The organism is Kutzneria chonburiensis (assembly GCF_028622115.1).
Classification (GTDB): Bacteria; Actinomycetota; Actinomycetes; order Mycobacteriales; family Pseudonocardiaceae; genus Kutzneria; species Kutzneria chonburiensis.
Window position 1 is genome coordinate 3639270 of the sequence record NZ_CP097263.1, and the last position, 24794, is coordinate 3664063.

Sequence of the window (24794 nt, forward strand, 5' to 3'; positions counted from 1 at the left end):
CCCTGGCCTCCCCTCCCCTCCCCTCCCCCGCGCGGTTTTTCGAGCACTTCCTCAACTTTCGAATACACTGTGTCCATGAAGGCACTCGAGGTATTAGCCGACGACCTGGTCTATCCGGAGTCGCCACGCTGGCACGACGGCCGCCTTTGGATCTCCGATGTGCACGCGTATCGCCTGGTCACGGTGGGTGCGACAACGGATGTTGTCTGCGAGGTGCCGGGGCGGCCGGCGGGCAGCGGCTTTCTGCCGGACGGCTCGTTGCTGCTGGCCACGGCCCTGGATCGGCGGCTGAACGTCTGGGACGGCGAGTTCCGGCCGGTGGCCGAGGTGCCGGCGACGGGTCTGCTGAACGACATGGTGGTCGGCCCGGACGGTCGGGCGTGGTTCGGAGACACCGGCTTCCGGCTGGGTGTCGAGGAGCCGCGACCGGGGCGGATCTTCACGTGGACGGCCGCGGAGGGGCCGGAGGTTGCGGCCGAAGACGTCTGGTTTCCCAACGGCATGGTCATCACGGGCAACGAACTGGTGGTCAACGAGTCGACGGCCGACCGGACTTCTGTATTCAGGATCCAGTCTGACGGAATGCTGCATCGGGACCGCGTGCTCGTGGAGGCGGGGCCGTTCCCGGACGGACTGGCGATGGACGCCGACGGCTCGTACTGGATCGCATTGTTCGGCGGGGGCAAGTTCGTGCACGTCAGCGTGGGTGGGGACGTGCTGGAAGAGATCGACACCGGCGGCCGGATCGCGGTGGCCTGCGCCTTCGGCGAAGGGTCGCTGTACCTGTGCACGGCCGAGACGACGATGGCGGATCTGCGCGAGGGACGTAGTCGCGGCTACATTCACCAACTTTCGAATGTCTAGCCAACTTACGAGAGTCTGTGGCAGCATGGGCTGCACCACGCCCCCGCCGATGAGGAGCCGACCATGTCCCTCGAACTGAAAAAGGCCTTGCCGACCAGCGCGGGCCGGGCCGGCTCCGACGCCGTGGCGGCCACCGTGTCCGGGGTGATCGCCGACATCCGCGACCGCGGCGACGCGGCCGTCCGCGAGTACTCGGCCCGCTTCGACAACTGGTCGCCGGCCGAGTTCCGGCTGTCGGCCGCCGAGATCGACCGCATCATCGCCACTGTGCCGGCGCAGACCATCGAAGACATCCGGACCGTGCAGGCCAACGTGCGTGGCTTCGCCGAGAAGCAGCTGGCGTCGATGCTGGAGTTCGAGGTCGAGACGGCCCCGGGGGTTTTCCTTGGCCAGAAACACAATCCGGTCGAAGCGGTCGGCGCGTACGTGCCCGGCGGCCGGTACCCGCTGCTCGCGTCGGCGCACATGACCGTGCTGACCGCGAAGGTCGCCGGCGTCAAGCGGGTCACCGCCTGCACGCCGCCGATCCGCGGCGAAATCCCCGCCGCCACCATCGCCGCCATGCACCTTGCCGGCGCGGACGAGATCCTGCTGCTCGGCGGCGTGCAGGCGGTCGCGGCGATGGCCGTCGGCACCGAGACGGTCGGCAAGGTCGACATGCTGGCCGGCCCGGGCAACGCCTACGTGGCCGAGGCCAAGCGGCAGCTGTTCGGTGAGGTCGGCATCGACCTGTTCGCCGGGCCGACCGAGATCCTGATCATCGCCGACGACACGGCCGACCCACAGCTGGTCGCCGTCGACCTGCTCAGTCAGGCTGAACACGGGCCGGACTCGCCGGCCATCCTGATCACCACCTCCGAGACCGTCGGGCGGGCGGTTCTGGACCACGTCGACCGGCTGCTGCCGGGCATGTCGACCCGTGACTTCGCGGAGCCGGCATGGCGTGATCACGGTCAGGTGCATGTTGTGTCGGGTTTAACGGAAGCGTTCAACCTGGCTGACGAGTTCGCCTCCGAGCACGTGCAGGTGCTGACCGAGAACCCGCGCCAGGCGCTGACCTCGATGAACCACTACGGCGCGCTGTTCCTCGGCGAGGGCACATGTGTCTCCTACGGGGACAAGGTCATCGGCACCAACCACACGCTGCCGACGCGGCACGCTGCGCGGTATACCGGTGGTCTCTGGGTGGGTAAGTTCCTGCGTACCGTGACGTACCAGGAGGTCACCAACGCGGCGTCCAGCGCCGCGCTGGGCGAGCTCTGTGGACGGGCGGCGCGGGCCGAGTTCTTCGAGGGCCATGCTCGGTCCGGCGACATCCGGGCTTCGCGGGTGCGCGGCGAGTTGCCCGCGTGGGCCAAGTGACCACTTTGGACGGTCGGACCGCGCTCGTGACCGGGGCGGGTCGTGGTCTGGGCCGGGGTATTGGTGTGGCGCTGGCTCGTGCTGGCGCGAAGGTGGTGCTGGTCAGCCGTACGGCTGCGGAAATCGATGCCGCTGCCTCGGAAATCCGGGATGCTGGCGGTTCGGCCGTCGCTGTGACCTGTGATGTCCTTGATTTGGCCGACTTTGAGGCCGTGCTGGACGGGGTCGGTGTGGTCGACGTGTTGGTGAACAACGCCGGCACCAACGACCCGATGCCGTTCGGCGAGGTCATGCCTACGGTGTACGACAAGATCTTCGATCTGAATGTTCGGGCCACGTATTTCGTGACCCAGGCGGTGGTCAGTCGCATGATCGCCGCTGGTCGCGGCGGCTCCGTGATCACGGTGTCGTCGCAGATGGGGCAGGTGGGCGCGGCCAACCGGTCCGTGTACTGCGCGGCCAAGCACGCCGTCGAGGGCATGACCAAGGCGTTGGCCGTCGAGCTCGGGCCGCGGGGCATCCGGGTGAACACGGTGGCCCCCGGTTACGTCGAAACCCCTTTGACCGCACCGTATTTCGCCGACGAGGAGTTCCGCGCGGACACCATGCGCCGGATCCCGCTCGGCCGGCTCGGCCTCGTCGCCGACGTCGCCGCCGCCGTCGTGTACCTCGCCGATCCCGCCGCGACCTTCGTCACCGGCACCAGCCTGGTGATCGACGGCGGCTACACCGCCCAGTAGAGGAGAGTCCCGTGTCCGAAGTGCATGACGTCGTCGTACTCGGCGCCGGCCCGGTCGGGCTGATGGCCGCCGGACTGCTCGGCCGGCTCGGTCACGACGTCGTACTGGTCGAGCGGCATCCCAACCTCTACAACCTGCCGCGAGCCGGGCACGTCGATCACGAGGTCGTGCGGGCGTTGCAGCTGCTGGACTGCACCGACACGTTCCTGGCCGACGCCATCGCCTGCGAGACCTACACGATGCGCAACGGCAAGGGCGAGGTGCTGGCCGAATTCCCTTGGGCGTCGGAGGGGATTTCCGGGTACCCGTCGGACTTCATGATGTACCAGCCGACCATGGAGGATCCGCTGCACTCCCGGCTGTGCGACGACCCCCATGTGACGCTGCGGCGGGGCTTCGAGATCACCGACGTCGTGCCGGGGGATGATTTCGTTGAGGTGTATGCTGTTCAGCCGGCTTCCGAGGCCGATGAGTACGGGCCTGCACGGGACGCGGAGTCCATTGTGGTCCATGGTCGCTATGTGATCGCCGCCGACGGCGGGCGCAGCCAGACACGTGAGCAGCTGGGCATCGAGCGCTACGATCTGGGATACTCGGAGGAGTGGCTCAACGCCGACTGCCGGCGTAAGCGGCCCGTGCAGCTTGAGCTCGACACCGGGCAGTGGTGCGATCCGGAGCGGCCTACCACGGTGCTTCCCTTGGGGCGGCGGCATCGTCGTTTCGAGTGGCGACTGCTGCCCGGGGAGACTGCCGAGGAGATGTCCGATCCGGCTGTGGCCTGGGAGCTCCTTGGCCGTCTTGGCCTGACGTCTGAGGACCTTTCCATTGTGCGCCAGCATGTGTGGAACTTCGAGGCCAAGATCGCCGTCACATGGTCTTCCGGTCGGGTGTTTCTGGCCGGTGATGCCGCCCACACGATGCCGCCGTTCCAGGGGCAGGGCATGTGCTCGGGCATTCGGGACGTGACGAATCTGGCCTGGAAGCTCGATCTGGTGCTTCGCGGGGTGTCCTCTCCTGCGCTGCTGGAGACCTACCAGTCCGAGCGGGAACCGAATCTCCTTGCATGGACGCATCTCTCCATCGAGACCGGCAAGGTCACCTCCGTGTTGGACGCTGACGAGGCCGCGTTGCGGGACGAAGCTTTCCATTCCGGGAACGCCCCGGCCATGCCGGTCATTCCGCCTTTGACCGGCATGGTCCGCACTCAGCCCGGTGCCGGCGAGCTCGGTCTCCAGGCCCTGGTGCGTCGAGGTTCTGTGACGGGACTGTTCGATGACGTCATCGGTTGCGGCTTCACAGTGGTGTCCACGATTGCGGATCCTGCCTTGTATCTGTCGCCTGCCCAGCTCAAGTTCCTGGCCGACATCGACACTCGGGTGGTGCATGTCGGCGGCGATGTCGTTGATGTGGAAGGGAAGTATGCCGCCTGGCTCGATTCCCACGAGTGGGAGGTCGTCGTCACCCGCCCGGACTTCCACGTGTTCGGCGGCGGTTCACTGGCCGAGCTGCCCGAGATCATCGACGAGCTGGCTGGTCACCTTCAGGTATGAGCTCGTTGTCTCACAACGGGTTCACTCTATCGAGCGATACTCATACGTCGAGTCGATCTTTGCGCGGGCGTAGAATCGCTGGTATGGACAGGAAAGTCGCTCGTATCATCGAGATCGAGCACCAGAAACGAGCACTCGCCGCCGAGCAACTCCGCCTCACCGCCGAGATCGCCACCGACGAATACGTCGCCACCGACCTCGCCATGGCCCTACAGCTCTCGCCCTCCAACGCCGAGGACTACGTCGACTGGGCCACCCGCGTCGAGACCTACTTCCCCGACGTCATCGACGCCATGGCCGCCGGCATCATCAGCGAACGCTCCGCCCACGCCATCGTCGATCCGACGCGGTTCTATCCCGAAGAGCTCGCTCAACGGGTCGTGAGCGCCACCCTGGCGACCGCCGCCGGCCGCACGCCGCAACAACTCCGGCGCTCATCCCTGGGCCGGCTGCAACGGGCCGACCCCGCGCTGCACTTCCTCAAACGGGAAGAAGCCCGCCGCAACCGCAAAGTCATCATCTACGACGAAGAAGACAGCATGGCCACCCTGGCCTGCCAACAACCCGCCGAGATCGCCCAAGCGATGTACACCAAGATCGATCGGATCGCCCAACAGGAAACGAAAAACGGGCGCACGATCGACGAGGTCCGTGCCGATGTCATGGCGGGGTTGATCCTGGAAGACCCCAAGACCGCTGGTGTGAAGCCGTTGATTCAGGTGACTGTGCCGATCACCGCCTTGCTCGGTGTGGATGAGCGGCCGGGCCAGTTGGACGCCGGTCAGTTGATCCCCGCGCCGGTCGTCCGGGAGCTGATGTCCCACCCGGGCACCGTGTTTCACCGGCTGCTGACCGACAAAGCCGGGCAGCTGCTGGAGTACAGCCCGGACATCTACCGGCCGAAGGCCGATGTGGACCGGTTCATCCGGACCCGGCACAGGACGTGTGTGATGCCGTGCTGCTCGCATCCCTCGCGGTCCTGCGACATCGACCACGCCACCGCCTGGCCGGAAGGCAAGTCGACCGGGACGAATCTCGGGCCGTTGGATCGAAAGCATCATCGGTACAAGCACGCGACCAAGGCGAAGGTGACCATCGCGGACGATGGCACGACGACGCTGGAGACCCGGTGGGGGCTGACCTACACGACCAAGCCGGAGCCTGTTGAGGAACCCCCGTTCTAGGGAGCTCTCCACGCTTTCGAGCACCAGGTGTCGGTCAGCGAGGGCCACGAGCCTGGCGGCGCCGCTGCCGCGGCCACGACGGCTAGACCACGGATGGACAGACTACGGGGCCGTCGCAGCCTTGCCCCTTGACACCGTGGGCGCTTCGAGTGGTGGGCTGGGTCGGGTGGTTACGTTGGTTGGAGCGCTTGCGTTGGGTGGGGGTTGGGCGTCTGGGGTGGCGTGGGTGGGCCTTGCAACTGTGTTGGCATGGGCAGTACGGTTCTCATGGCGGTACCGGCCGCCTCTGGGTCCGCGGGTAGGGCTGCAAGCCCACCGGTTGAGGCATCACCCATCGATGGCTGGTCTTTCCGGCCCGATGTCGCGGACCCGCGGGCGCTGAGGAAGGACTGCCTTGATGAGCCCGCATGCACCGCGTCATGAGCACGGCCGTGAGCTGCCGGAGCGGCCCGATCTACGTTTCCTCAAGGTCGAGGCGAAGCGGCGGCTCGGTGCCGGGGAATTCCCCACACTGCATGAGGCGCAGCTGGCCATTGCCCGAGAGCATGGCTACTCGAGCTGGACGAGCCTGAAGACGGCGATCGACAACGCCGGCACGATCCTCGAGCACGTCCAGTGGGTCATCGACCGCTACAAGAGGTCCGATGGCGCGGACTGGACTCCGCCGGGTGAGGACGACCTCCATGAGCACGTCACGCCCAGGTTCCTGGCGCAGATCTCGGCGGACGTGCTGGCCAAGATGTTGCAGTCGATCGCACCAAGCCTGAGGGAACCGCTGACGGTCGACGCGTCGACTGGAAAGACGCTGAGGGCGGAGATCGGTGGGCTCAGGTTGGAGGCGTCGGCGGAGGAAGAGCGGCCCCATCGGATCACGATGCTCCGGCTGTACCCGATCGCCAAGCGAGTGACCGACGAGCGGCTGGGCGAGCAGGAGAACCGAAGCACGGGAACGGTGCCGGCCAACGCGGTCACGGTCGCTGATCAATCCAAGGCGGAGCTGGGACTGCCGGGGCTGATCATGGCGGGTGACGGGTGGACGGTGTGCTCAGGGTGGCGAGATCTGGACACGCGCGACGAGCTCACCGCCGACCACCGGTTCCCGGCCTACGGGATCGCCAAGGTCATCACGGCCACCGCGGTCACGCTCCTCCTCGACGACCTTGACGTAAGGGCGAACACGATCCTGCGCGGGACCCGGCTGGACGACGACGAGATCACGGTCCGCGACCTGCTCACCCACACCTCGGGGGTCCGCAGCCCCGACGTCCAGTTCGCCCCGGAAGCTCCGGAATTCGTCTACCACGACACCATTCCCTGTAGTGGACAAGGGGTGTGCTGCTGCCGAGCAACGGGGCGTACGCGGTGCTGGGCAAGATCGTCGCCGACGTGACCGGGGTGCCCTACGCCGAGGCGATGAGAGAACTCGTCCTGACACCGCTGGACATGCTCAGCACGGACTTCCCCACAACGTGGCCGGGAGGCGCCGTGGTCACCGGATACCACCTGGCCGAGGACGGGACGTTCGAGGAGGCGGAACGCCACGTCTCGACCATGGCGGCGGCCGGCGGTGCGTGGACCACGGCGCCAGACCTGGTGCGGTTCGGCCGCAACTGGACGACCCTGCTGCCGGCGGACAAGGTCGCGGAGGCCATCCGGCCCCAAGCGGGACCGGGATCGGCCAAGGTGGGCCTGGGCTGGCTCGTGAACCCGGCGGGTGACCTGTACGGCCACTCCGGCGCCGGCCCGGGCGCGGGGGCGTCACTGCTGATCAGCCTGAGCGCAGGCGAGGTGACGGTGGCGGCGACCAACCGCCAGGTGCCGATGGAACCCGTCAACGCCCGCCTGCGCCGGCCCATCGCCTAGCTACACCCCCGGGGTGGTGGGGGTCTTGGACAGGCCCTTGCCACCGGTGCTCTTGTTGGAGGCGCCGATGATGTTCGGCGCCTTCGACGAGGTGCACTGGCTCTGGTCGGTGGCGTTGATGCCGTAGCCGTTCTTGTTGGTCACGGTCAGCGTGTTCTTGCTGAACGTGTTGCCGCACCCCGTCTTGCCCCACACGTTGTGCAGCTGGATGGTGTCAAGATAGGCGTTCTTGGCGGTGTTGCCGGTGATTGTGTACTTGTCACCCTTGATGTCCATTGTGGAATCGGCGTCGTGCTGGTTCTTCTCGCCGGTCCCGTCGAGGGTGTTGCCGGAGATCAGCCCGTCATGGGTGCCCTCCTTGACGTCGATGCCCTCGGCGGCCACGTTGGGCCCGATCTTGTTGTTCAGCACCTGGGTGTAGTTGCTGGCGTCGGGCGTGCTGGGGGTGGCGCCGTAGCAGGACCAGTTGCTGTTGGCCGAACCGAGGTACACGCCCTCGCCGTAGCCGGGCTCCTCCTGGCCGGTGTTGGTCACCGTGGAGTTCTTGATCACGCCGTACGAGCTGCTCTTGCGGAAGTGCACGCCCTCGTACCCGATGTCGTGCACGCTGACACCGTCGATGGTCACGTGCGACGAGCCGTCGAGCACAATACCCTTCTTGGACTTGGTCACACTGAAACCCTTGAGGTTCCAGTAGTTCGCGCCCTGCAGCCACAGGCCGTAGCCGGTCTGGCCGGACGGGCAGTCGGTGTCGCCGAGCTTGAACTTGGGGTCGTGCAGCACGGCTTTGGCGCTGCCGACAAGGGTGATCGGCGCGGCGGCGGTGCCGGACGTGGTGGCGACGAACTGGTCGCCGTAGTCGCCGTCGGCCAGCTGGATGGTGTCGCCGGGCTTGACCGCCTTCAACGCGGCGATCAGCTGGGCGGCGGTGCTGACGTTGATCGTGGTGGCCGCGGCGGCGGGCTGCACGAGTGCCTGAGCCGCGAGCACGGAAGCGAGAATGGCCTTCAACACAGGGAAATCCTTTCGGCAGGGAAGCCGAGGGGGTCGGCCCGCACAGCGGCTGATATGCGGGACGGCCCCCTCGCCGCTACTCAGGCGCCGGGCGTGACCGGGGTCTTGGACAGCCCCTTGCCGCCGGTGCTCTTGTTGGACGCGCCGATGATGTTGGGCGACTTCGACGACACGCACGAACTCTGGTTCGTGGAGTTGATGCCGTAGCCGTCCTTGTTGGTCACGGTCAGCGTGTTGTTGCTGAACGTGTTGCCACAGCCCGTCTTCTTCCACAGGTTGTGCGTCTGGATGGCGTCGAGGAAGGCGTTTTTCACCGTGTTGTTGGTGAACTTGTAGCCGTCACCCTTGACGTCGATCGCCGAGTCGGCCGAGTTCTCGTTCTTCTCGCCGGTCCCGTCGAACGTGTTGCCGTCGACAACGCCGCCCTTGGTGCCCTCCTTGACGTCGAGGCCCTCGGCCGCGACGTTGGGCCCGATCTTGTTGCCCAGCACCTGGACGAAGTCGCCGGCGTCCGGGTTCTTGCCCTTGTTCGTGCCGTAGCACGCCCAGTTGCTGTTGGACGAACCGATGTAGACACCTTCGCCGTAGCCGGGCTGCTCGAGACCGGTGTTGTACACGCTCGAGTTCTTGATCACACCGTAGGCGCTGCTCTTGCGGAAGTGCACGCCCTCGAAGCCGATGTCGTGCACGGAGACCGAGTCGATGGTCACGTGGGTGGCACCGTCGAGGACGATGCCCTTCTTCGACTTGGTCACGCTGAAACCCTTGAGGTTCCAGTAACTCGCGCCGTTGAGCCACAGGCCGTAGCCGGTCAGCCCTGACGGGCAGTCGGTGTCGCTGGCCTCGAACTTCGGGTCGTGCAGCACCGCCTTGGCACTGCCGACAAGGGTGATCGGCGCGGACGCCGTGCCGGAGGTGGTGGCCACGAACTGGTCGCCGTAGTCACCGTCGGCCAGCTGGATGGTGTCGCCGGGCTTGGCCGCCTTCAGTGCGGCGATCAGCTGGGCCGCGGTGCTGACGTTGATGGTCGATGCCGCCGGCTGCACGACGAACGGCGCGACCAGCGCGAGAGCGGTCAGGGCTTTGATCATTTCGCCACCGTCTTCAGGAAGAGCGACGGACCCTTGTCGGTCTTCGTGTCGTCGACACCGTGACCTCCTGTGTAGTCCTGCTGCTCGTTGTGAGCCCAGTCCACAATGGGCTGTCCGCCGACATCCAGGTGGTGGAACGCCTTGCCGTCCCAGCCGAACTGGTAGATCTTGCTGTGGTCGGGGTAGTACGGCGTGTACGCGGCGCCGTCGGTGACCTGCTTGGTCATCGTGTTGTTGAAGAAGACGTTGCGCGGACCCGAGGAACCCGACCACTTGACCGCCTTCTGGCCGGTCGACCAGTAGATCGGGAACCACGTCGAGTCGTCCGGCCCGGAGCCGCCCTCGTCACCGCAGTGCGCGGTGCAGTTGCCGGAGCGGTGCGCGTAGGACACCTTGTTCGTGTTGTTCTCGAACAGGTTGTTGCGCTCGTAGCCGCCGTGGATGTTGAAGTCCGAGTCGATGTCGTTGCCGATCACCACGTTGCCCGACGCGGACCACTGGAAGGTGAAGTGGCGCAGGTCGCGGGTGGTGTTGCCGGCGTAGAGCGAGTCCCACACGCGGGAGCCGCGGAAGTAGCCGTTGCCGCCCTTGCCCTTGTTCCACGAGCCGTCCAACTCGTTGTTGACGATCTGGAGGTTCTTGGCCTCCTCGGTCACGATCGGGTGCGAGCCGGTCATGATCGCGTGGATGCCGGTCACCCAGTCGTTGGCCGCCCACTTGAACACGATGCCCTGCATGGCCAGCTGCGGCGCCAGGTTGCCGTAGTTGTCCTTGGCCTGCGCCTGGGTCACGCCGGGCGGGGCCACCTGGGTGTAGGAGAAGTTCTCGAAGCCGACACCGACGATCGGGTCGACGATCGGCGAGGCCTTGGACGCGTACACGGTGCCGTCGATGGGGGCCGAACCGTCCGAAGTGGAGTCGACCGGCACGTCGTACTCGAGCGGCTTGTCGATGGACACCGTGTGGTTCTTGGTGTCGATCGCGGTGATGGTGAACCACTGCTGCCGCATGTGCAGGTTCTCCAGCGGCCACGTGGTCGGGTAGGCGTTCATCGACTTGTAGAAGTTGATCGAGTTGGCCGCCCGGATGTTGATGAAGCCGCCGACCTTCATGTTGGTGGTCTTGGCGCTGGTGTCCAGGTACACCACCTTGTCGCCGGTGCGGGCGGCGTAGCCCTTGTCGTTGGGCTTGGCCCGCAGCTTGGCGCCGGCCTTCCAGTGCACGTTGATCGTGCCCTCGAACTCGTCCTTGCGGTTGGCCGGGGCCGACTTGTACTCGCTGGCGTAGCTGGGGTCGACCTGGCGGGACTGCACCCGGAACAGGCCGCGGCCCGGCCACAGCCAGCCGCCGCTGGCGTCGTCGAAGCCCATGTTGCCCTGGTCCCACTGGTCGCCGTCCGGCGTCAGCACGTCGTACTGGGTGTTCTTGTCCGGCGCGTAGACGAACTTCGTCTGGTCGGTGCCGGCGCCGCGCAGGATCAGGTAGTTGGCGTCGACGTGGATCTCGTGCGTGACGTCCAGCTGCCCGGCCGGGAAGGTGAGCAGGCTGAGCTTGTTGTAACTGCCCGTGGGCGAGCAGTTCTTGTGCAGGTAGTCGATCGCGGCCTGGATGCCGTTGGTGTCGTCGACCTTGTCGTCCGGCTTCACCTTGTACGTGCTGGCCAGCTGGGCCGGCGTGATCTGGCACTTCTTGTCGGGGTTGACGTCACCCGAGCCGGGCAGGTTCTGGCCGCCGCGGAAGCCGGCCTTGCTCCAGTCGTACAGGCCGGCCACCGGCGCCCGCCGGTTGGCCGCGGACGTGTCCAGATTGGTCAGTGCCGCACTGTCCTTCGGCGCGCCGGTGGCGACCGAGGAGGACAGCGCCAGCCCGCCGGCCACGCACAGGGTGGCCGTCACGAGCGCGACGACCCGCTTTCGCTTCACGAGGATTCCTCCGGGATGCTTCGAGTACAACGGTGAACGGCAGTGTGTGGCGGCGACGGACGCCCCAGTCCGCCGCCGGCCCCACAGGCGAACCCTGACTCGCCTGGGGACCGGCGACGTCCCGCCCCTGCCTGGGCTTGTTGGCCTGAAAGAGATCAGGCCGCGGGGAAGGTCCATTGCGCCGCCGAGCCGGAACAACTGCCCGCGGTCACCGCGGTCTTCGTCGCGCGGAAGCACTTCTTGCCGGTCTGGATGTCCGAGATGGTGCCGCTCGGGTTGGCCGACCACTGCTGTGTCGGGCCGCCGGTGCACTTCTTGAGCGCGATGTCGCCGCCCTTGGAGTCGGCGCACAGGTTGCGGATGCTCAGGAAGGTGCCGTCGAACGTGAAGTTCTGGTTGACCGTGCCGTCACAGGCCTTCACGCCGATCTTGGTGGCACTGGCCGGCGCGTCGAGGCACACCGCCGAGGCGGGGTTCTTGTACGGGCCGACCGTGATCGTCGGCTTCGCGCCGCCGTAGCACTCGCCGGTGCTCGTGTTGAAGATCGGGTCCTTGCTGACCTTCTGGTTGGCGTCCGGGTCGACGATCACCGGCTCCATGGTCGGCGTGTTGTCCTTGTTGTAGTGCGTGAGCGCGACCTCGCACTGGATGGCCTTGAACGGGTCGCCGCCCTTGCCGCCCAGCCAGAGGTCGAAGTGGGCCAGCTTGGGTCCGCCGTTGGGGCCCTTGCCGTTCCAGTCCGAATTGCACTCGTCGCAGTCGTCCTCCATGATGAAGTACTTGCCCACCCGCGGCACGTAGATCTTGCCGCCGGGCTTCACCTCCTTGGTGGACGTGGCGAAGGTGATCGGGTCGTCGAAGGTGCCGACGCCGCCGGCGGTCTTGTGCTTGACCGGGTGCGAGATGTCGCCACCGGGCGGCGTGTTGTCCCACCAACCGTAAAAAGTCAGGAAGGTCTGCTGGGACGCGTGCGGCGCGGCGGCCGACGCCGGCACAACTCCGGTGAGCACCATGGCGATGACGGCGAACGCCGCGAGCACACCGGACGTCAGGACGGGGACGATCGCTCGTCTCCTCATGGTTGCCTCCGTAGCTGACTGGCAGGGCGCCAGGACTCCGAAGGCGGCGGTGACACGAAGCTTACGACCCGTCACCCCATTTAGTAAAGAACCCTTCCTAACAATTTCAGCCTGGGTTCCCCCGAACGGAGTGATCCGGACAGAGGTGATCCGAAACCGGTCACGTGACTATCCACTATGGACGTTTGCGGGCCAAACCGTGTGCTCGCAGCACATGCCGCTCCACCGGGGCGAACACCAGCTGGTTCACGCCGATGCCCACCACGAGCACCAGCGCAATGGTGCCGAAGGCCAGCGCCATGTCGTTGGTGTCCTGGGCTTGTTTCAGCAACTGTCCGAGTCCGTGGCCCAGCGAGGCCGAGGTGGCGATGATCTCGGCGGCCATCAGCGAGCGCCAGGCGAAGGCCCAGCCCTGCTTCAATCCGGCGACATAGCCGGGCAGCGCCGCCGGCAGCAGCACGTGCACCACCGCAGAAAAGCCTTTCGCACCGAGGTTCCGACCCACCTTGAGGTACAGCGGCGGCACCTGGTCCAGCCCCGACACCAGGCCGTTGGCGATGGACGGCACCGCGCCGAGCAGGATCACCGTGTAGATGGTGGCCGGCGTGACTCCGAAGAAGATGACCGCGGGCGGCACCCACGCCACCGACGGCAGGTTCTGCAGGCCGGACAGGATCGGCCCGACCGCGGTCCGCACCGGCTGACTTCGCCCGACCACGACGCCGAGCGGCGTGCCGATCAGCACCGACACGAGAAAACCCAGCGCGCCACGGGAAAGGCTGTTGCCGATGCTGGACCACACCTCGCCCCGGCCGGCCGCGGTGGCCAGCGAGTGCCATACCTCGCCCGGACCCGGCAACACCCAGTCGGGTTGCACGCCGGCCAGATACAGGCCCTGCCAGCCCAGCAGCACCACCGCGATAGCGACCAGCGGCGGCAGCAGGAGTTGACGAAGTCTTCGCCGCGGCGCGGCCCGCGCGCCGGACAGCAGGTCGAGGCCCGCCTCCAGCCGGGCCAGTCCGTTCGGCTCAGGTCTGGCCATGTCTGCTGATCTCCTCCCGCAGATGCTCGGTGATCTCCACGGACAGCCGCGCCACCGCCGGATCCTCGATCCGCCGGGGATGCGGGATGTCCACCGTCCACTCCCGCGCGATCCGGCCCGGCAGCGAGGACAGCAGCACCACACGTTGAGCCAGCCGCACCGCCTCACGCACGTTGTGCGTGACGAACACCGTGCTGAAGCCGGCGGTCTGCCACAGCCGCACCAGCTCCTCGTGCAGCACGTCCCGGGTGATCGCGTCCAGCGCGGCGAACGGCTCGTCCATCAGCAGCACTTCGCTGCCCTGGGCCAGGGCCCGGGCCAGCGCCACCCGCTGCCGCATGCCGCCGGACAGCTCGTGGGCCCGTTTGTTTCGGGCTTGTTCCAGACGCACCAAGGACAACAACCGCCGGGCCTCGGCCTGCCGCTCCTTGCGTGGCACTCCCCGCAGGCGCAGCGCCAGCTCCACGTTGCGAGCGGCCGTCAGCCACGGGAACAGCGCCGACTCCTGGAACATCAGCGCCGCATGGCCGCCGGCCAGCTCGACGTGGCCGGCGGTGGGCGTGTCCAGACCGGCGATCAGGTTGAGCAGCGTCGACTTGCCGCAGCCGGAAGCGCCCAGCAGACAGACGAATTCGCCGGACCGGACCTCGAGTGAGATGTCCTCCAGCACCGGCGGCCCGGTGTCGAAGGACTTGCCCACGCCGTGCAGGGCGACGGCCGTACGGGTCGATCTCGGGGCTACGACGGTCATTGCCTGTCCCCCAAGCCGGCGTCGTCGACCTTGACCTTGCCCGCGGCCTCGAGCTCCGCGTTCAACGGCCCGACGTCCACGATGCCGCGCAGGTCGGTCGCCGACATCAGCCCGACGCTCACCGCGTGGTCGGCCTGCACGCCGACGGTCGAGGCCAGCGGGTCCTCGGTGACCTGCTGCTCGTCCCAGGCGCGGGAGATCTCCGGCTCGGTCAGCGCCGCCCCGGTCAGCCGCCGCAACTCGGTGTTCACGGTTTTCGCGGCCTGGGCGGAATTCCCGGCAATCCAGTCGTTGGTGGCCAGTTCTCCGGCGATCAGCCGCCGCACGGTGTCCGGATGCTCGCGCAGGAATTTGGTCGACACCACCAGGTCCGTGCTGGCGAAGTGGCCGCCCGGCCACAGGTCGTTCTCGTCCACCAACACCGTCGCCCGCGCCTCGATGACCAGCCGCGATGCCCACGGCTCGGGCAGCCAGGCGCCGTCGATCTTGCCGGCGCGGAACTGGTCGAGGGTGGTGGCGTTGTCCTGCGGGCGAACCGCGACGTCACCGCCGCCGTCGGGCGTGGTCTTCATGCCGTGCTGACTGAGCCAGTAGCGCAGGGCGACGTCCTGCGTGTTGCCGAGCTGGGGCGTGGCAAGCGTTTTCCCACGCAGCTGCGCCGGCGTGTCGATGCCCGCGCGGACAACCAGCTCGGCGCCGCCCATGGTCGCACCGGCCACGATCTTCAGGGCCTGACCGTGACTGCGGACATACCCGTTCAGCGCCGAGGACGGGCCGACGTAGGCCGCGTCGAGCTGGCCGCCGAGCAGCGCCGTCATCTCTGCCGGCCCGGCGTTGAACACCTGCGTGGTGAGACGGGTGTCCCCCAGCGACTTCTGGAAGAACCCGTTGGCCACGCCGACCATCGCGGTGGCATGGGTGAGATTGCCCAGGTATCCCAGCCGCAGTTGATCGTCGGGAGCGGCGGCGGCGCAGCCGGCCAGCAGCAGTCCGACGGCCGCGACCGGTAAGAACCCCTTCATGGCCACCACGGCGGCACGCCCACCATTCCGGCCGTCAGCGTGTCGCCGCCGGCCTCGTCGATGAGCAGGACGGCGCCGCAGTGCCGGTTGAACTCGTAGGTGTCGACCGCGAGCGGCTCGCCCGTTCGCAGCGACACCAGTGCGATCTCGTTGGTGTACAAGGTGTCCATCGGGTTGTCGACGGTCAGGTCGTGCACGTCCAGCCGCTCCTCGACCGCTTCGACGAACGCCCGCACGGTACGGGTGGTATGCCGCACCAGCACCCGGTCCCCCACCCTCAGCGGCCGCGAAGCCAGCTGGCAGGCGACAACCGTGAGCCGGTCGGTCGGCTCCGGCATCGTCGACACCGGAGTGATCAGGTCACCACGGGCCACATCCACGGCATCGGCCAGCCGTACCAGCACGGACTGCGGCGCGAAGGCCTCGTCCACCGCCGTGCCGCCGATCTCGATGCCGGCGATCCGGGTGCGGTGCCCGGCCGGGGACACGACCACCGGGTCACCCACTCGGAGCAGGCCGGAAGCCAGTTGTCCGGCGTAGCCACGAAAATCGGTCGCACGGATGACGTACTGCACCGGTAGTCGAGTCGCCTCCGGTTCACCCACGGTCGGCACGGACTCCAGGTGCTCCAACAGCGTCGGCCCGGCGTACCAGGGCATGTGCGAGCTCGGCGTCACCACGTTGTCCCCGCACAACGCGGACATCGGGATCGCGACGATGTCCGGCACGCCCAGTTTGCCGGCGTAGTCGCTGAACTCGGCGGCGATCGAGGCGAAGATCCGCTCGTCGTAGTCGACCAGGTCCATCTTGTTCACCGCCAACGCCACGTGCGGAACCCGCAGCAGCGCGGACACCACGGTGTGCCGGCCGGTCTGCTCGACGAAGCCGTGCCGGGCGTCGACCAGGATCACCGCCAGCTCGGCGGTCGAGGCGCCGGTGACCATGTTCCTGGTGTACTGCACGTGTCCCGGCGTGTCGGCCAGGATGAACCGCCGCTTGGCCGTGGCGAAGTAGCGGTAGGCGACGTCGATGGTGATGCCCTGTTCCCGTTCCGCGCGCAGGCCGTCGGTCAGCAGGGCCAGGTCGGCCTCGGCCAGTCCCCGGCCGAGCGAGGCCCGACGCACGGCCTCCAGCTGATCGGGCATGACCGCGCTGGTGTCGTGCAGCAGCCGTCCGACCAGTGTGGACTTGCCGTCGTCGACACTGCCGGCGGTGGCCAGCCGGAGCAGGTCGCCGGCGGGAAGCTCGGTGGTGGTCATCAGAAGTAGCCCTCCCGCTTGCGGTCCTCCATGGCGGCCTCGGACATCCGGTCGTCGGCGCGGCTGGAACCCCGTTCCGTGACACGGGACGCGGCGATCTCGGCGATCACCTCGTCCACAGAGGACGCCGGCGAGTCGACGGCGCCGGTGCAGGACATGTCGCCGACGGTGCGGTACCGCACCATCCGGTCCTGCACCGGCTCCCCGTCACCGGGCCCGCCCCACGACCCCGGCGCGAGCCACATGCCGTCGCGGAGAAAGACGGTGCGCCGGTGGGTGAAGTAGATCTCCGGCAACTCGATGCCCTCGGCCCGGATGTAGCCCCATACGTCCAGCTCGGTCCAGTTGGACAAGGGAAAGACGCGCATGTGTTCGCCCGGCCGGTGTCGCCCGTTGTACAGCCGCCACAGCTCCGGCCGCTGCCGGCGCGGGTCCCACTGGCCGAAGTCGTCCCGCAGCGAGAAAACCCGTTCCTTGGCCCGGGCCTTCTCCTCGTCGCGGCGGCCGCCGCCGAGCACGGCGTCGAACCGGTTGGCCTCGATGGCCCGCAACAGCGGCAGGGTCTGCAGTGGATTGCGGGTCCCGTCGGGACGTTCCCTCAGCTCGCCGGCGTCGATGTAGGACTGGACATCGGCGACCAGAAGCCGCACGCGGAAGCGGGCCACCGTGCGGTCGCGGAACTCCAGTGTCTCCGGGAAATTGTGCCCGGTGTCCACATGTAACAGCGGAAACGGGATCGGCGCCGGGGCGAAGGCCTTGCGGGCCAGGTGCAGCATCACCGTCGAGTCCTTGCCGCCGGAGAACAGCAGCGCCGGGCGCTCGAACTCGGCCGCCACCTCGCGCAGGATGTGCACCGACTCGGCCTCGAGGGTGTCGAGGTGGGAGAGGATGTGTCGTGCTCGGGTCGTCGCCCTCACACCGAAACCCCTTTCGGTCGCGGCGGGCGGCGGTTCCGCCGGATTGTGGTCACGTGCTGTGCAGGCCGCACTCGGTCTTGGCCCGGCCGGCCCACCGGCCGCTGCGCGCGTCGGCGCCGGCCGCCACCCGCGTGGTGCACGGGCGGCAGCCGACCGACAGATAGCCGTCCGACAGCAGCGGATTGAGCAGAACCCCGTGCCGCACAGCGTATTCCGCCATGTCGTTCGCGGTCCACGCGGCGATCGGGTTGATCTTGATCAGGCCGCGGCGGTCGTCCCAGCCGACCACCGGCGTGTCCGCCCTGGTCGGCGACTCGTCCCGGCGCATGCCGGTGACCCACGCGTCGTAGTGCCGCAGTGCCCCGTCCAGCGGGGCGACTTTGCGCAGGGCACAGCACTTGTCCGGATCGCGGGTGTACAGTCGCGGGCCGTACCACCGGTCCTGCTCGGCCACGGTCTGCTCGGGGACGACCGTGACCAGCGTGATCGGGTAGGTCGCGGCCACCGCGTCCCGGGTCCCGATGGTCTCCGGGAAGTGGTAGCCGGTGTCGAGAAAGAGCACGTGCACACCGGGAGCGTGCCGCGCGGCCAGGTCGACCAGCACGGTGTCGGCCATCGACGAGGCGACGGCGAGCCGGTCGCCGAAGGTCCGGCCGGCCCAGCCGAGTACTTCCGCGGCGGTGGCGTCGTGCAGTTCTGCGGCGGCTCGGTCGGCGATGCGCCGGAGTTCGGCGCGCGGGCGAGCGTCCATGGCGGGCCCTCCTCCATGGGAGTGACCAATTTGTTAGGAAACTTTCCTTACTGTGGGCCGGAGCGTAGGCCCGGCCCGCGCTGGCCGTCAACCCCCGCCATTAGGGTGACCCGTCGCGGCGACATGTCGCAGGTCAGAGACTGAAATCGTTTCCAGGCAACGGCTTCGCGGCCGGCCTGCGGCCGTCCGGTCGGCTTGACGGGATCCACGTATGCGAATAGTGTCCGTGACCGAGTTAAGAAAGTTTCCTATATAACTCGCTCCGGCCGGCGGACCCTGACGCTCTCTCGCCGACGTCCTCCACCGTCCGCGCGGCCCCCTGCCACCGCCGCGCCATGACGGACCCTGTACGGAACTCGAGGGGTGCATCTCGATGCGTGTACTTGTTCTGGGCGGAGACGGCTTCTGCGGTTGGCCGACGGCCCTTCACCTGTCCGACAACGGCCATGACGTCACCATTCTCGACAACCTGAGCCGGCGGGCCATCGACCTGGAACTCGAGGTCGACTCGCTGACCCCGATCCGCCCGCTGGGCGAGCGGTTACGGGTGTGGCGCCAGCTTTCCGGGCGGGACATCGGTTTCATCCGCCTCGACCTCGCCACGGAATACGACCGCCTGGTGTCCGTGTTGACGAGACTCCGGCCGGATGCCGTGGTGCACTTCGCCGAACAGCGGGCCGCGCCGTACTCGATGCGGTCCACCGGGGCCAAGCGCTACACCGTCGACAACAACGTGCGGGCGACGCACAACCTGCTGACCGCGCTGGTCACGACCGGCGGCGAGACCGCGCTGGTGCACCTGGGGACCATGGGCGTGTACGGCTACGGCTGGTCCGGCTCGGCCCCGATCCCCGAGGGCTACCTCACCGTCAAGGTGCCGACCCCCGACGGCGACCTCGACCGCGAGATCCTGCACCCGGCCAACCCGGGCTCGGTCTACCACCTGACGAAGACGTTGGACCAGCTCATGTTCGCCTTCTACGCGAACAACGACGGGCTGCGCGTGACCGACCTGCACCAGGGCATCGTGTGGGGCACGCAGACGCCGCAGACCGCCCGTGACGAGCGGCTGGTCAACCGCTTCGACTACGACGGCGACTACGGCACCGTGTTGAACCGGTTCCTGATGCAGGCGGCCATCGGCCACCCGCTGACCGTGCACGGCACCGGCGGGCAGACCCGTGCGTTCATCCACCTCCGGGACACCGTGCGGTGTATAGAGATCGCGCTGAACAACCCGCCCGAGCCCGGGGCCAAGCCGACGGTGTTCAACCAGATCACCGAGACGCACCGGGTCCGCGACCTGGCCGACCTGGTCAGCGCCATGACCGGGGTCGAGGTGGCCAACCTGCCCAATCCGCGGCAGGAAGCGGTGGAGAACGACCTGGTCGTGCGCAACGACCGGTTCCTCGCGCTCGGCCTCAAGCCGACGACCCTGTCCGAGGGTTTGCTGGAGGAGTGCACGGACATCGCGGTCCGGTACGCCGACCGTGTCGACCCGTCGAAGATCGTCTGCCGGTCGGTGTGGCGCGAGGGCATGGCCGTCGCACCCGATCTGCTGACCGAACTTCCGGTGCGGCAGCCGGTGGCGGTCGACTGATGGCCCGCGGCCAGGCCCGGGTCCGCGGCATGAACGCGGCGGCCGACCTCTCCCCTTTGGTGCGCAAGGAGTTCCCGCACTCGTCGGTCCGGCAGCTGTTGGTCGCGGTGGCCATTCTGTCCGGGGGCTCGGTCCTGGCGTACTTCACCTACACCGATGTCTCGGCCCGCAGCAGCTTCGTCGGCGCGGTGCAGCCCGAGCAGTCGCTCAACCTGGACTTCACCCAGACCGGCCGGATCCAGGACGTCATGGTGCGGGCCGGTGAACACGTCAAGAAGGGCCAGCCGCTGGCCACCCAGGACCAGGCCGTGGCCAAGGCCACGCTGGCCGACGCCAAGGCGGTTCTCGTTGCGGCACAGGCGAAGCTGGCCGCTTTGCAGTCGCCGGCGTTGACCGACACGGCCAAGCAGAACCTGGACCTCCAGGTGGCCAAGGCGAACGCACAGCTGGCCGGCGCGCAGAAGGCGTCGGGCGACGCGGCCGTGACGGCGAATGCCGAAGTGGCCCAGGCACAACAGGCCGTCACGGACGCACAGTCCACATACGACAGTGACAACAGCCAGTACAACTCGGTGTGCGCCACCAACGCGGACGCGGACAAGACATACTGCGCGAATCTCCAGGCGCAGGTGCGCAAGGACGCGTCGGCCATCAGCACGGCCAACGCGAACCTGACCCACACCAAGGCATCCACGGCCCAGCTGCGGGACACGGCCCTGAATGCCGTGACGGCCGCACAGTCCACTGTGGCCATTACCCAGAACCAGCGCGCGGCCGCCGGGGAACCGGCGTCTCCGGCCGATCTGTTCGCCGCCCAGTCATCGGTGGCGTCCGCGCAGTCCGACGTCGACCAGGCCCAGCACACCCTCGATCAGCTCACGCTGACCTCCCCCATCGACGGTGTGATCGCCAACGTCGGCGGCGTGCCCGGCGAGCTCGACGGCACCACCGGGGTGCACGGGTTCGCCGGGCCACAATCCATGCAGCCGGCCCAGGCGCCGGCGTTCAGCCTGTTCCCGCCGGCCGCCGGCACCGACTCCACGCAGAATCCGGGCACCGCCAACCAGCACCCGCTGGTCACGCTGGTCAGCTCGGAAAGCGACGCGGTGGCCCAGGTCGCCGAGTCGGCCATGCCGAAGCTCAAGCCGGGCACCAAGGCTCGCGTAACGGTGAATGCGTTACGACAGACCGTGGACGGCACCGTGGACCAGGTCATCCCGATGCCGATCGACCAGTCCGGCTCGGTGGAGTACGGGGTGCGGCTGACCGTGGCGAACTGGCCCGAGGGCACGACGCCCGGCATGAGCCTGAGCGTGGTCTTCCCATGATTCGCTGGGCGGGCCTTGCCCTGTTGGTGCTGAACATCGCGTTGCTCGCGGTGCTGGTCGTGCATGCCTTGCGCCGCAAGTACGACGACTCCGACCGCGGCGTCGGCAACGTGGTGCGGCTGCCCAAGCCGCACCCGCCGTCGCTGCGGCGGGTCGCCGCGTTCGTGGTGATCTGTCTGGGCGGAAGCCTGGTGCTGAACAGCATCCGCACTCCCGATCTGTCCACTTCGTACAGGTGGGCGATCGGACGCGCTGTCACGGCGGTGGTGCCGCTGCCCGGTGTCGTCGCGAGCTACGTGACCCAACTGCGGCCGGTGATCCCGATCAGCTTCCTCGCCTTCACGGTGGCGCTGGCGCTGTGTGTACGGGCCAGTCCGTTGCGGCGCTTGCTGATCGTGCTGCACGCCCCGCTGGCGATCTTCGCGTCGCTCACCGCGGACACCGCGCTCGGCGTGGTCGGCATCGAGTTCACCCTGCCGCTGGGACCTTTCCCGTTGGTCAGTATCCTCATGCACTACGGCATCGCGTACGTGATGGCGATGCGCCTGGCACTCACCACGTATCTGCTGCCACGGCCGACACAGGTGCCGATCCGGCGCACCGGCGACACGTTCGACACCGTGATCACCATCGTGTCGATGGCCGCGGTGTCGGTGTTGGTCGCTGCCGGCGCGGCCTACGTCGTCAGCCTCATCGGCGACGACCCGATGGCGTACACCTTCCTGCTGCTGGCCATTCCGGTCTATCTCAAGTTCGGCCTCTACATCATGTTGTCCGTCCTGCGCGTGGTCGGCCGGCGCCGGCTGCCGCAGCCGGGGCCGAACCCGCCGCCGGTCGACGTGATCGGGCCGGCGTTCAACGAGGAGACCAACATCGTCGCCTGGGTGCGCAGCGTCGACCGGGCCGCCGCGGCCTACGGCGGCCCGGTGCACCTGATCCTCTGCGATGACGGCTCCACCGACGACACCCGACGACTGGCCGAGGAGGCGATGGCGCGTGCGACCGCCTTACAGGGCACGGTGATCGCCGGTTCCCACACCGGCAAGGCAACCGCCCTCAACCTGGCGCTGACGCGGTGCACCGCGGACTACGTGGTGCGCCACGACACCGACTGCGAGCTGCATCCGAACGTGTTGCGGTTCAGCATTCCCTGGTTCCAGGCCGATCCGCGGATCGGCCTGGTCGGGGCGTTCATGCTGCCCAAGTTCCCGTTCCACACCTGGGTCGACCGGATGCGCTCGCTCGAACTGGCCGCCGGCTTCGGCCTGCCCCGGCTGGCCTACGCGGTCGTCGACATGCAGCCGTGCGTGCCCGGCAACTACACGGCGGTGCGGCGCACCGCGGCGCTGGAGATCGGCGGCTGGCCGGAGGGCATGCTCGGCGAGGACATCGACTTCACGTGCAGCCTCGCCCGCATCGGCTACCGCGCGGTGTACGACCGGCGCGTCTGGGCCTACGAGGACGTGCCGGAATCGTTGGCGCAGCTGCGATTGCAGCGACGACGGTGGAGCCAGGGCTCGATCTACAACTTCGCCCGGTTCGTGCCGCCGGCCGCCGGCTCGGCCGGCCCCCGCTTCTGGTTCGCCGAGTTCTTCAAGGGCGCCCGGCGGATCGTGCAGCCGATGCAGTTCGCCGCCTACCTGTTCGCCTTGCCGGCAGCGGTGTTCGAGCCCGACAACCGGCAGAACCTGATCCGCCTGCTGGCGTTTTTCGTGCTGGCCAAGCTACCCATGCTGGTGGTGACGGTCTGCGCGCTGTGCTACCGCCGGCTGTGGCGGTCGCTGCTGTGGTGGCCGCTGTTCCTCGGTTTCGTGATCGTCAAGCGGCTGGCCAACCTGGAAGCGTTGCTGCTGCTGCGAACCCGCCCGGTGCGGCCGGTGTGGCGCACCGCCCGCCGTGCGGTCCCCAACCCCGACATCGCCTGGCCGGTGCTCACGCCGCGCTACCTGACGAATGGAGATTCGTGAACCGACTGCATCGCCTGATCGTTGCAGCCGTTGCCCTCACCGGCGCCTGCGCCGCCACGGCTGCACCACAGGTCAACGACTCCTGGCAGACGGTCGCCGCCGACGACACCGTCATCACCAACCCGACGCCCCACCTGACCGACAGCCAGCTCGGCTTCCTGCGCGAGGTCGGCCAGCGGACCTGGCGGCTGCTGTCCGGTCCCGGCGTTGATCCGGCGACCAGCCTGCCGCTGGCCAGCGTGCTGCTGGCCGGCCGGCCCGCCGGCACGGTCGAGCTCGCGCCGGCCACGGCCGACCAGCAGTACACCAATCCGGCGCTGATCGGCAACTACCTGACGGCCATCGCGGCGGCCAAGGACCTCGGTCTCGACGACCACGCCCAGGACAAAGCCGCGGCCGTGCTGGCCCGGATCCAGAAGCTGGCCAAGTACAACGGTTTCCTGTTCCGCTGGTACAGCACGACCACCGGGCAGGCCATCGAGGCGCCGCGCGGCCGTCCGATCAAGAACGGCTACGTGTCCACTGTGGACAACGCTTGGCTGGCCCAGGGCATGGTGACCGCCGGGCAGGCGTTCCCGGCGCTGACCGCCGGCTTCCAGGCGCTGCTGGACGCCATGCAGTGGGACTTCCTGTACAACGCCGGCGGAAACGTGCTGTACAACGGATTCCAGGTCGGCGGCACCTACTCCGACTCGACCTACGACAACATGTACTCCGGTCCCCGCATCGCCGACTACATCGCCATCGGCAGCGGCAAGGTGCCCGGACACCTGTGGTGGGGCCTGGCCCGTACGCCGCCGGCCGACCACCGGCAGCGGCAGGTGCCGGCCGGCCAGAACCGGACGTACAGCGATCCTCAGGACGGTCAGCCGTACACCATCTTCGAGGGCCACTACGTCTACGACCGGATCAAGTTCGTGCCGACCTTCGGCGGCAGCATGTACCAGGCGCTGGCGCCGGCCATGGTGGTGCCGGAGCAGGCCCTCGCCCCGCAGAGCCTGGGCATGAACAACCGGAACACCGCGCTGGCCCAGGGCGCGTACGGCCAGTACGGCGCCAAGACCACGGTTTTCGGCTGGTCCGCGGCCACCTCGCCGACCGGAAATCAGCGCTACACCAACTACGGGGCGACCGAGCTGGCCATCAACCAGGGCGCGGTGCCGGACGACGTGATCACGCCGTCGGCCGCCTTCCTGGCCGTGCCGATCATCCCCGAGCAGGCCTTCGACAACATCAGCCAGCTGATCACCCGCTACCCGATGATCTACAACCAGTACGGGCTGCTGGACGCGGTCGAGGCGGCCACCGGCACACTGGCGCCGCGGTTCATGGCCATCAGCCAGACCGCGATCATGATGGCCGTCGACAACGCGGTGAACCAGGACCGGTTGCAGGGCTACTTCGCCGCCGGCCCGTACGCCAAGCTGCTGTTCCCGTACCTGTCCATGGAGCGGTACTCGATCCACGGACTGGTCGGTCCGGGCTGAC

Annotated in this window: 22 protein-coding genes; 11 read left to right on the forward strand and 11 right to left on the reverse strand. The window is 67.9% G+C overall.

All coding sequences use genetic code 11. The features are described from left to right. Window positions 1–75: 75 nt before the first annotated feature. From M3Q35_RS16215 to M3Q35_RS16225, 3 genes are all read left to right on the forward strand, one after another. Window positions 76–864 (forward strand): SMP-30/gluconolactonase/LRE family protein, encoded by a 789-nt coding sequence (locus M3Q35_RS16215; protein ID WP_273942623.1) that lies wholly within the window; start codon window positions 76–78, stop codon window positions 862–864. Window positions 865–927: 63 nt separating this feature from the next. Beyond that, window positions 928–2226: a histidinol dehydrogenase gene (hisD, locus tag M3Q35_RS16220; protein ID WP_273942625.1), complete on the forward strand. Its 1299-nt coding sequence runs from the start codon at window positions 928–930 to the stop codon at window positions 2224–2226. Then, a complete protein-coding gene (locus tag M3Q35_RS16225; RefSeq protein WP_420704762.1) occupies window positions 2223–2966 on the forward strand; it encodes an SDR family NAD(P)-dependent oxidoreductase in 744 nt (247 codons plus the stop codon). Before hisD ends, M3Q35_RS16225 begins: the two co-directional genes overlap by 4 nt. Here the strand turns inward: M3Q35_RS16225 and M3Q35_RS16230 are convergent. Next, window positions 2951–3085: a hypothetical protein gene (locus M3Q35_RS16230; RefSeq protein ID WP_273944759.1), complete on the reverse strand. Its 135-nt coding sequence runs from the start codon at window positions 3083–3085 to the stop codon at window positions 2951–2953. The two genes, M3Q35_RS16225 and M3Q35_RS16230, sit on opposite strands and share 16 nt — an antisense overlap. Between M3Q35_RS16230 and M3Q35_RS16235 the strand changes: the two genes are divergently transcribed. The 4 genes from M3Q35_RS16235 (at window position 3029) to M3Q35_RS16250 (ending at window position 7563) form a co-directional block, all read left to right on the forward strand. Continuing rightward, window positions 3029–4516, forward strand: coding sequence for a bifunctional 3-(3-hydroxy-phenyl)propionate/3-hydroxycinnamic acid hydroxylase (locus M3Q35_RS16235; RefSeq protein WP_273944364.1), 1488 nt, complete (start codon window positions 3029–3031; stop codon window positions 4514–4516). The two genes, M3Q35_RS16230 and M3Q35_RS16235, sit on opposite strands and share 57 nt — an antisense overlap. Further along, the gene (locus tag M3Q35_RS16240) at window positions 4513–5700 is read left to right on the forward strand and encodes an HNH endonuclease signature motif containing protein (RefSeq protein WP_273942626.1); all 1188 of its coding nucleotides are present in this window, start codon (window positions 4513–4515) and stop codon (window positions 5698–5700) included. Before M3Q35_RS16235 ends, M3Q35_RS16240 begins: the two co-directional genes overlap by 4 nt. 397 nt (window positions 5701–6097) lie before the next feature. Further along, window positions 6098–7090, forward strand: a complete 993-nt coding sequence (locus M3Q35_RS16245; protein ID WP_273942628.1) for a serine hydrolase — start codon at window positions 6098–6100, stop codon at window positions 7088–7090. Then, entirely contained in the window at window positions 7033–7563 is a 531-nt protein-coding gene (locus M3Q35_RS16250; RefSeq protein WP_273942629.1) for a serine hydrolase domain-containing protein, read from the forward strand. The genes M3Q35_RS16245 and M3Q35_RS16250 overlap by 58 nt, the downstream gene beginning before the upstream one ends. On the opposite strand, the gene M3Q35_RS16255 is transcribed toward M3Q35_RS16250, so the two are convergent. From M3Q35_RS16255 to M3Q35_RS16300, 10 genes are all read right to left on the reverse strand, one after another. After that, window positions 7564–8577 carry a right-handed parallel beta-helix repeat-containing protein gene (locus M3Q35_RS16255; protein ID WP_273942630.1) on the reverse strand — a complete coding sequence of 338 codons (1014 nt, stop codon included), beginning with the start codon at window positions 8575–8577 and terminating at the stop codon, window positions 7564–7566. An 80-nt stretch (window positions 8578–8657) separates the two neighbouring features. Then, window positions 8658–9668, reverse strand: coding sequence for a right-handed parallel beta-helix repeat-containing protein (locus M3Q35_RS16260; protein WP_273942631.1), 1011 nt, complete (start codon window positions 9666–9668; stop codon window positions 8658–8660). Continuing rightward, window positions 9665–11590: a right-handed parallel beta-helix repeat-containing protein gene (locus M3Q35_RS16265; protein WP_273942632.1), complete on the reverse strand. Its 1926-nt coding sequence runs from the start codon at window positions 11588–11590 to the stop codon at window positions 9665–9667. The genes M3Q35_RS16260 and M3Q35_RS16265 overlap by 4 nt, the downstream gene beginning before the upstream one ends. A gap of 155 nt (window positions 11591–11745) precedes the next feature. After that, window positions 11746–12669, reverse strand: a complete 924-nt coding sequence (locus M3Q35_RS16270; RefSeq protein WP_273942634.1) for an RICIN domain-containing protein — start codon at window positions 12667–12669, stop codon at window positions 11746–11748. A 175-nt stretch (window positions 12670–12844) separates the two neighbouring features. After that, window positions 12845–13711 carry an ABC transporter permease gene (locus tag M3Q35_RS16275; protein WP_273942635.1) on the reverse strand — a complete coding sequence of 289 codons (867 nt, stop codon included), beginning with the start codon at window positions 13709–13711 and terminating at the stop codon, window positions 12845–12847. Beyond that, window positions 13698–14462, reverse strand: a complete 765-nt coding sequence (locus tag M3Q35_RS16280) for an ABC transporter ATP-binding protein (RefSeq protein ID WP_273942636.1) — start codon at window positions 14460–14462, stop codon at window positions 13698–13700. The genes M3Q35_RS16275 and M3Q35_RS16280 overlap by 14 nt, the downstream gene beginning before the upstream one ends. Beyond that, entirely contained in the window at window positions 14459–15484 is a 1026-nt protein-coding gene (locus tag M3Q35_RS16285; protein WP_273942638.1) for an ABC transporter substrate-binding protein, read from the reverse strand. The genes M3Q35_RS16280 and M3Q35_RS16285 overlap by 4 nt, the downstream gene beginning before the upstream one ends. Then, a complete protein-coding gene (locus tag M3Q35_RS16290) occupies window positions 15481–16743 on the reverse strand; it encodes a sulfate adenylyltransferase subunit 1 (RefSeq protein ID WP_273942639.1) in 1263 nt (420 codons plus the stop codon). Before M3Q35_RS16290 ends, M3Q35_RS16285 begins: the two co-directional genes overlap by 4 nt. Beyond that, the gene (gene cysD / locus M3Q35_RS16295) at window positions 16743–17660 is read right to left on the reverse strand and encodes a sulfate adenylyltransferase subunit CysD (protein WP_273942641.1); all 918 of its coding nucleotides are present in this window, start codon (window positions 17658–17660) and stop codon (window positions 16743–16745) included. The genes M3Q35_RS16290 and cysD overlap by 1 nt, the downstream gene beginning before the upstream one ends. A 49-nt stretch (window positions 17661–17709) precedes the next feature. Continuing rightward, on the reverse strand, window positions 17710–18411 hold the full coding sequence (locus M3Q35_RS16300; protein ID WP_273942642.1) for a phosphoadenylyl-sulfate reductase: 702 nt from the start codon (window positions 18409–18411) through the stop codon (window positions 17710–17712). 373 nt (window positions 18412–18784) lie between these two features. On the opposite strand from M3Q35_RS16300, the gene M3Q35_RS16305 reads away from it, so the two are divergent. Genes M3Q35_RS16305 through M3Q35_RS16320 form a run of 4 tightly spaced genes read left to right on the forward strand, consistent with a single transcriptional unit; the run spans window position 18785 to window position 24793 of the window. After that, window positions 18785–20011: an NAD-dependent epimerase/dehydratase family protein gene (locus M3Q35_RS16305; RefSeq protein ID WP_273942643.1), complete on the forward strand. Its 1227-nt coding sequence runs from the start codon at window positions 18785–18787 to the stop codon at window positions 20009–20011. Continuing rightward, on the forward strand, window positions 20011–21339 hold the full coding sequence (locus M3Q35_RS16310) for an HlyD family secretion protein (RefSeq protein WP_273942644.1): 1329 nt from the start codon (window positions 20011–20013) through the stop codon (window positions 21337–21339). Before M3Q35_RS16305 ends, M3Q35_RS16310 begins: the two co-directional genes overlap by 1 nt. After that, window positions 21336–23306 (forward strand): glycosyltransferase family 2 protein, encoded by a 1971-nt coding sequence (locus tag M3Q35_RS16315; protein WP_273942646.1) that lies wholly within the window; start codon window positions 21336–21338, stop codon window positions 23304–23306. Before M3Q35_RS16310 ends, M3Q35_RS16315 begins: the two co-directional genes overlap by 4 nt. Beyond that, window positions 23303–24793 carry a glucoamylase family protein gene (locus tag M3Q35_RS16320; RefSeq protein ID WP_273942647.1) on the forward strand — a complete coding sequence of 497 codons (1491 nt, stop codon included), beginning with the start codon at window positions 23303–23305 and terminating at the stop codon, window positions 24791–24793. The genes M3Q35_RS16315 and M3Q35_RS16320 overlap by 4 nt, the downstream gene beginning before the upstream one ends. Window position 24794: the final 1 nt, after the last annotated feature.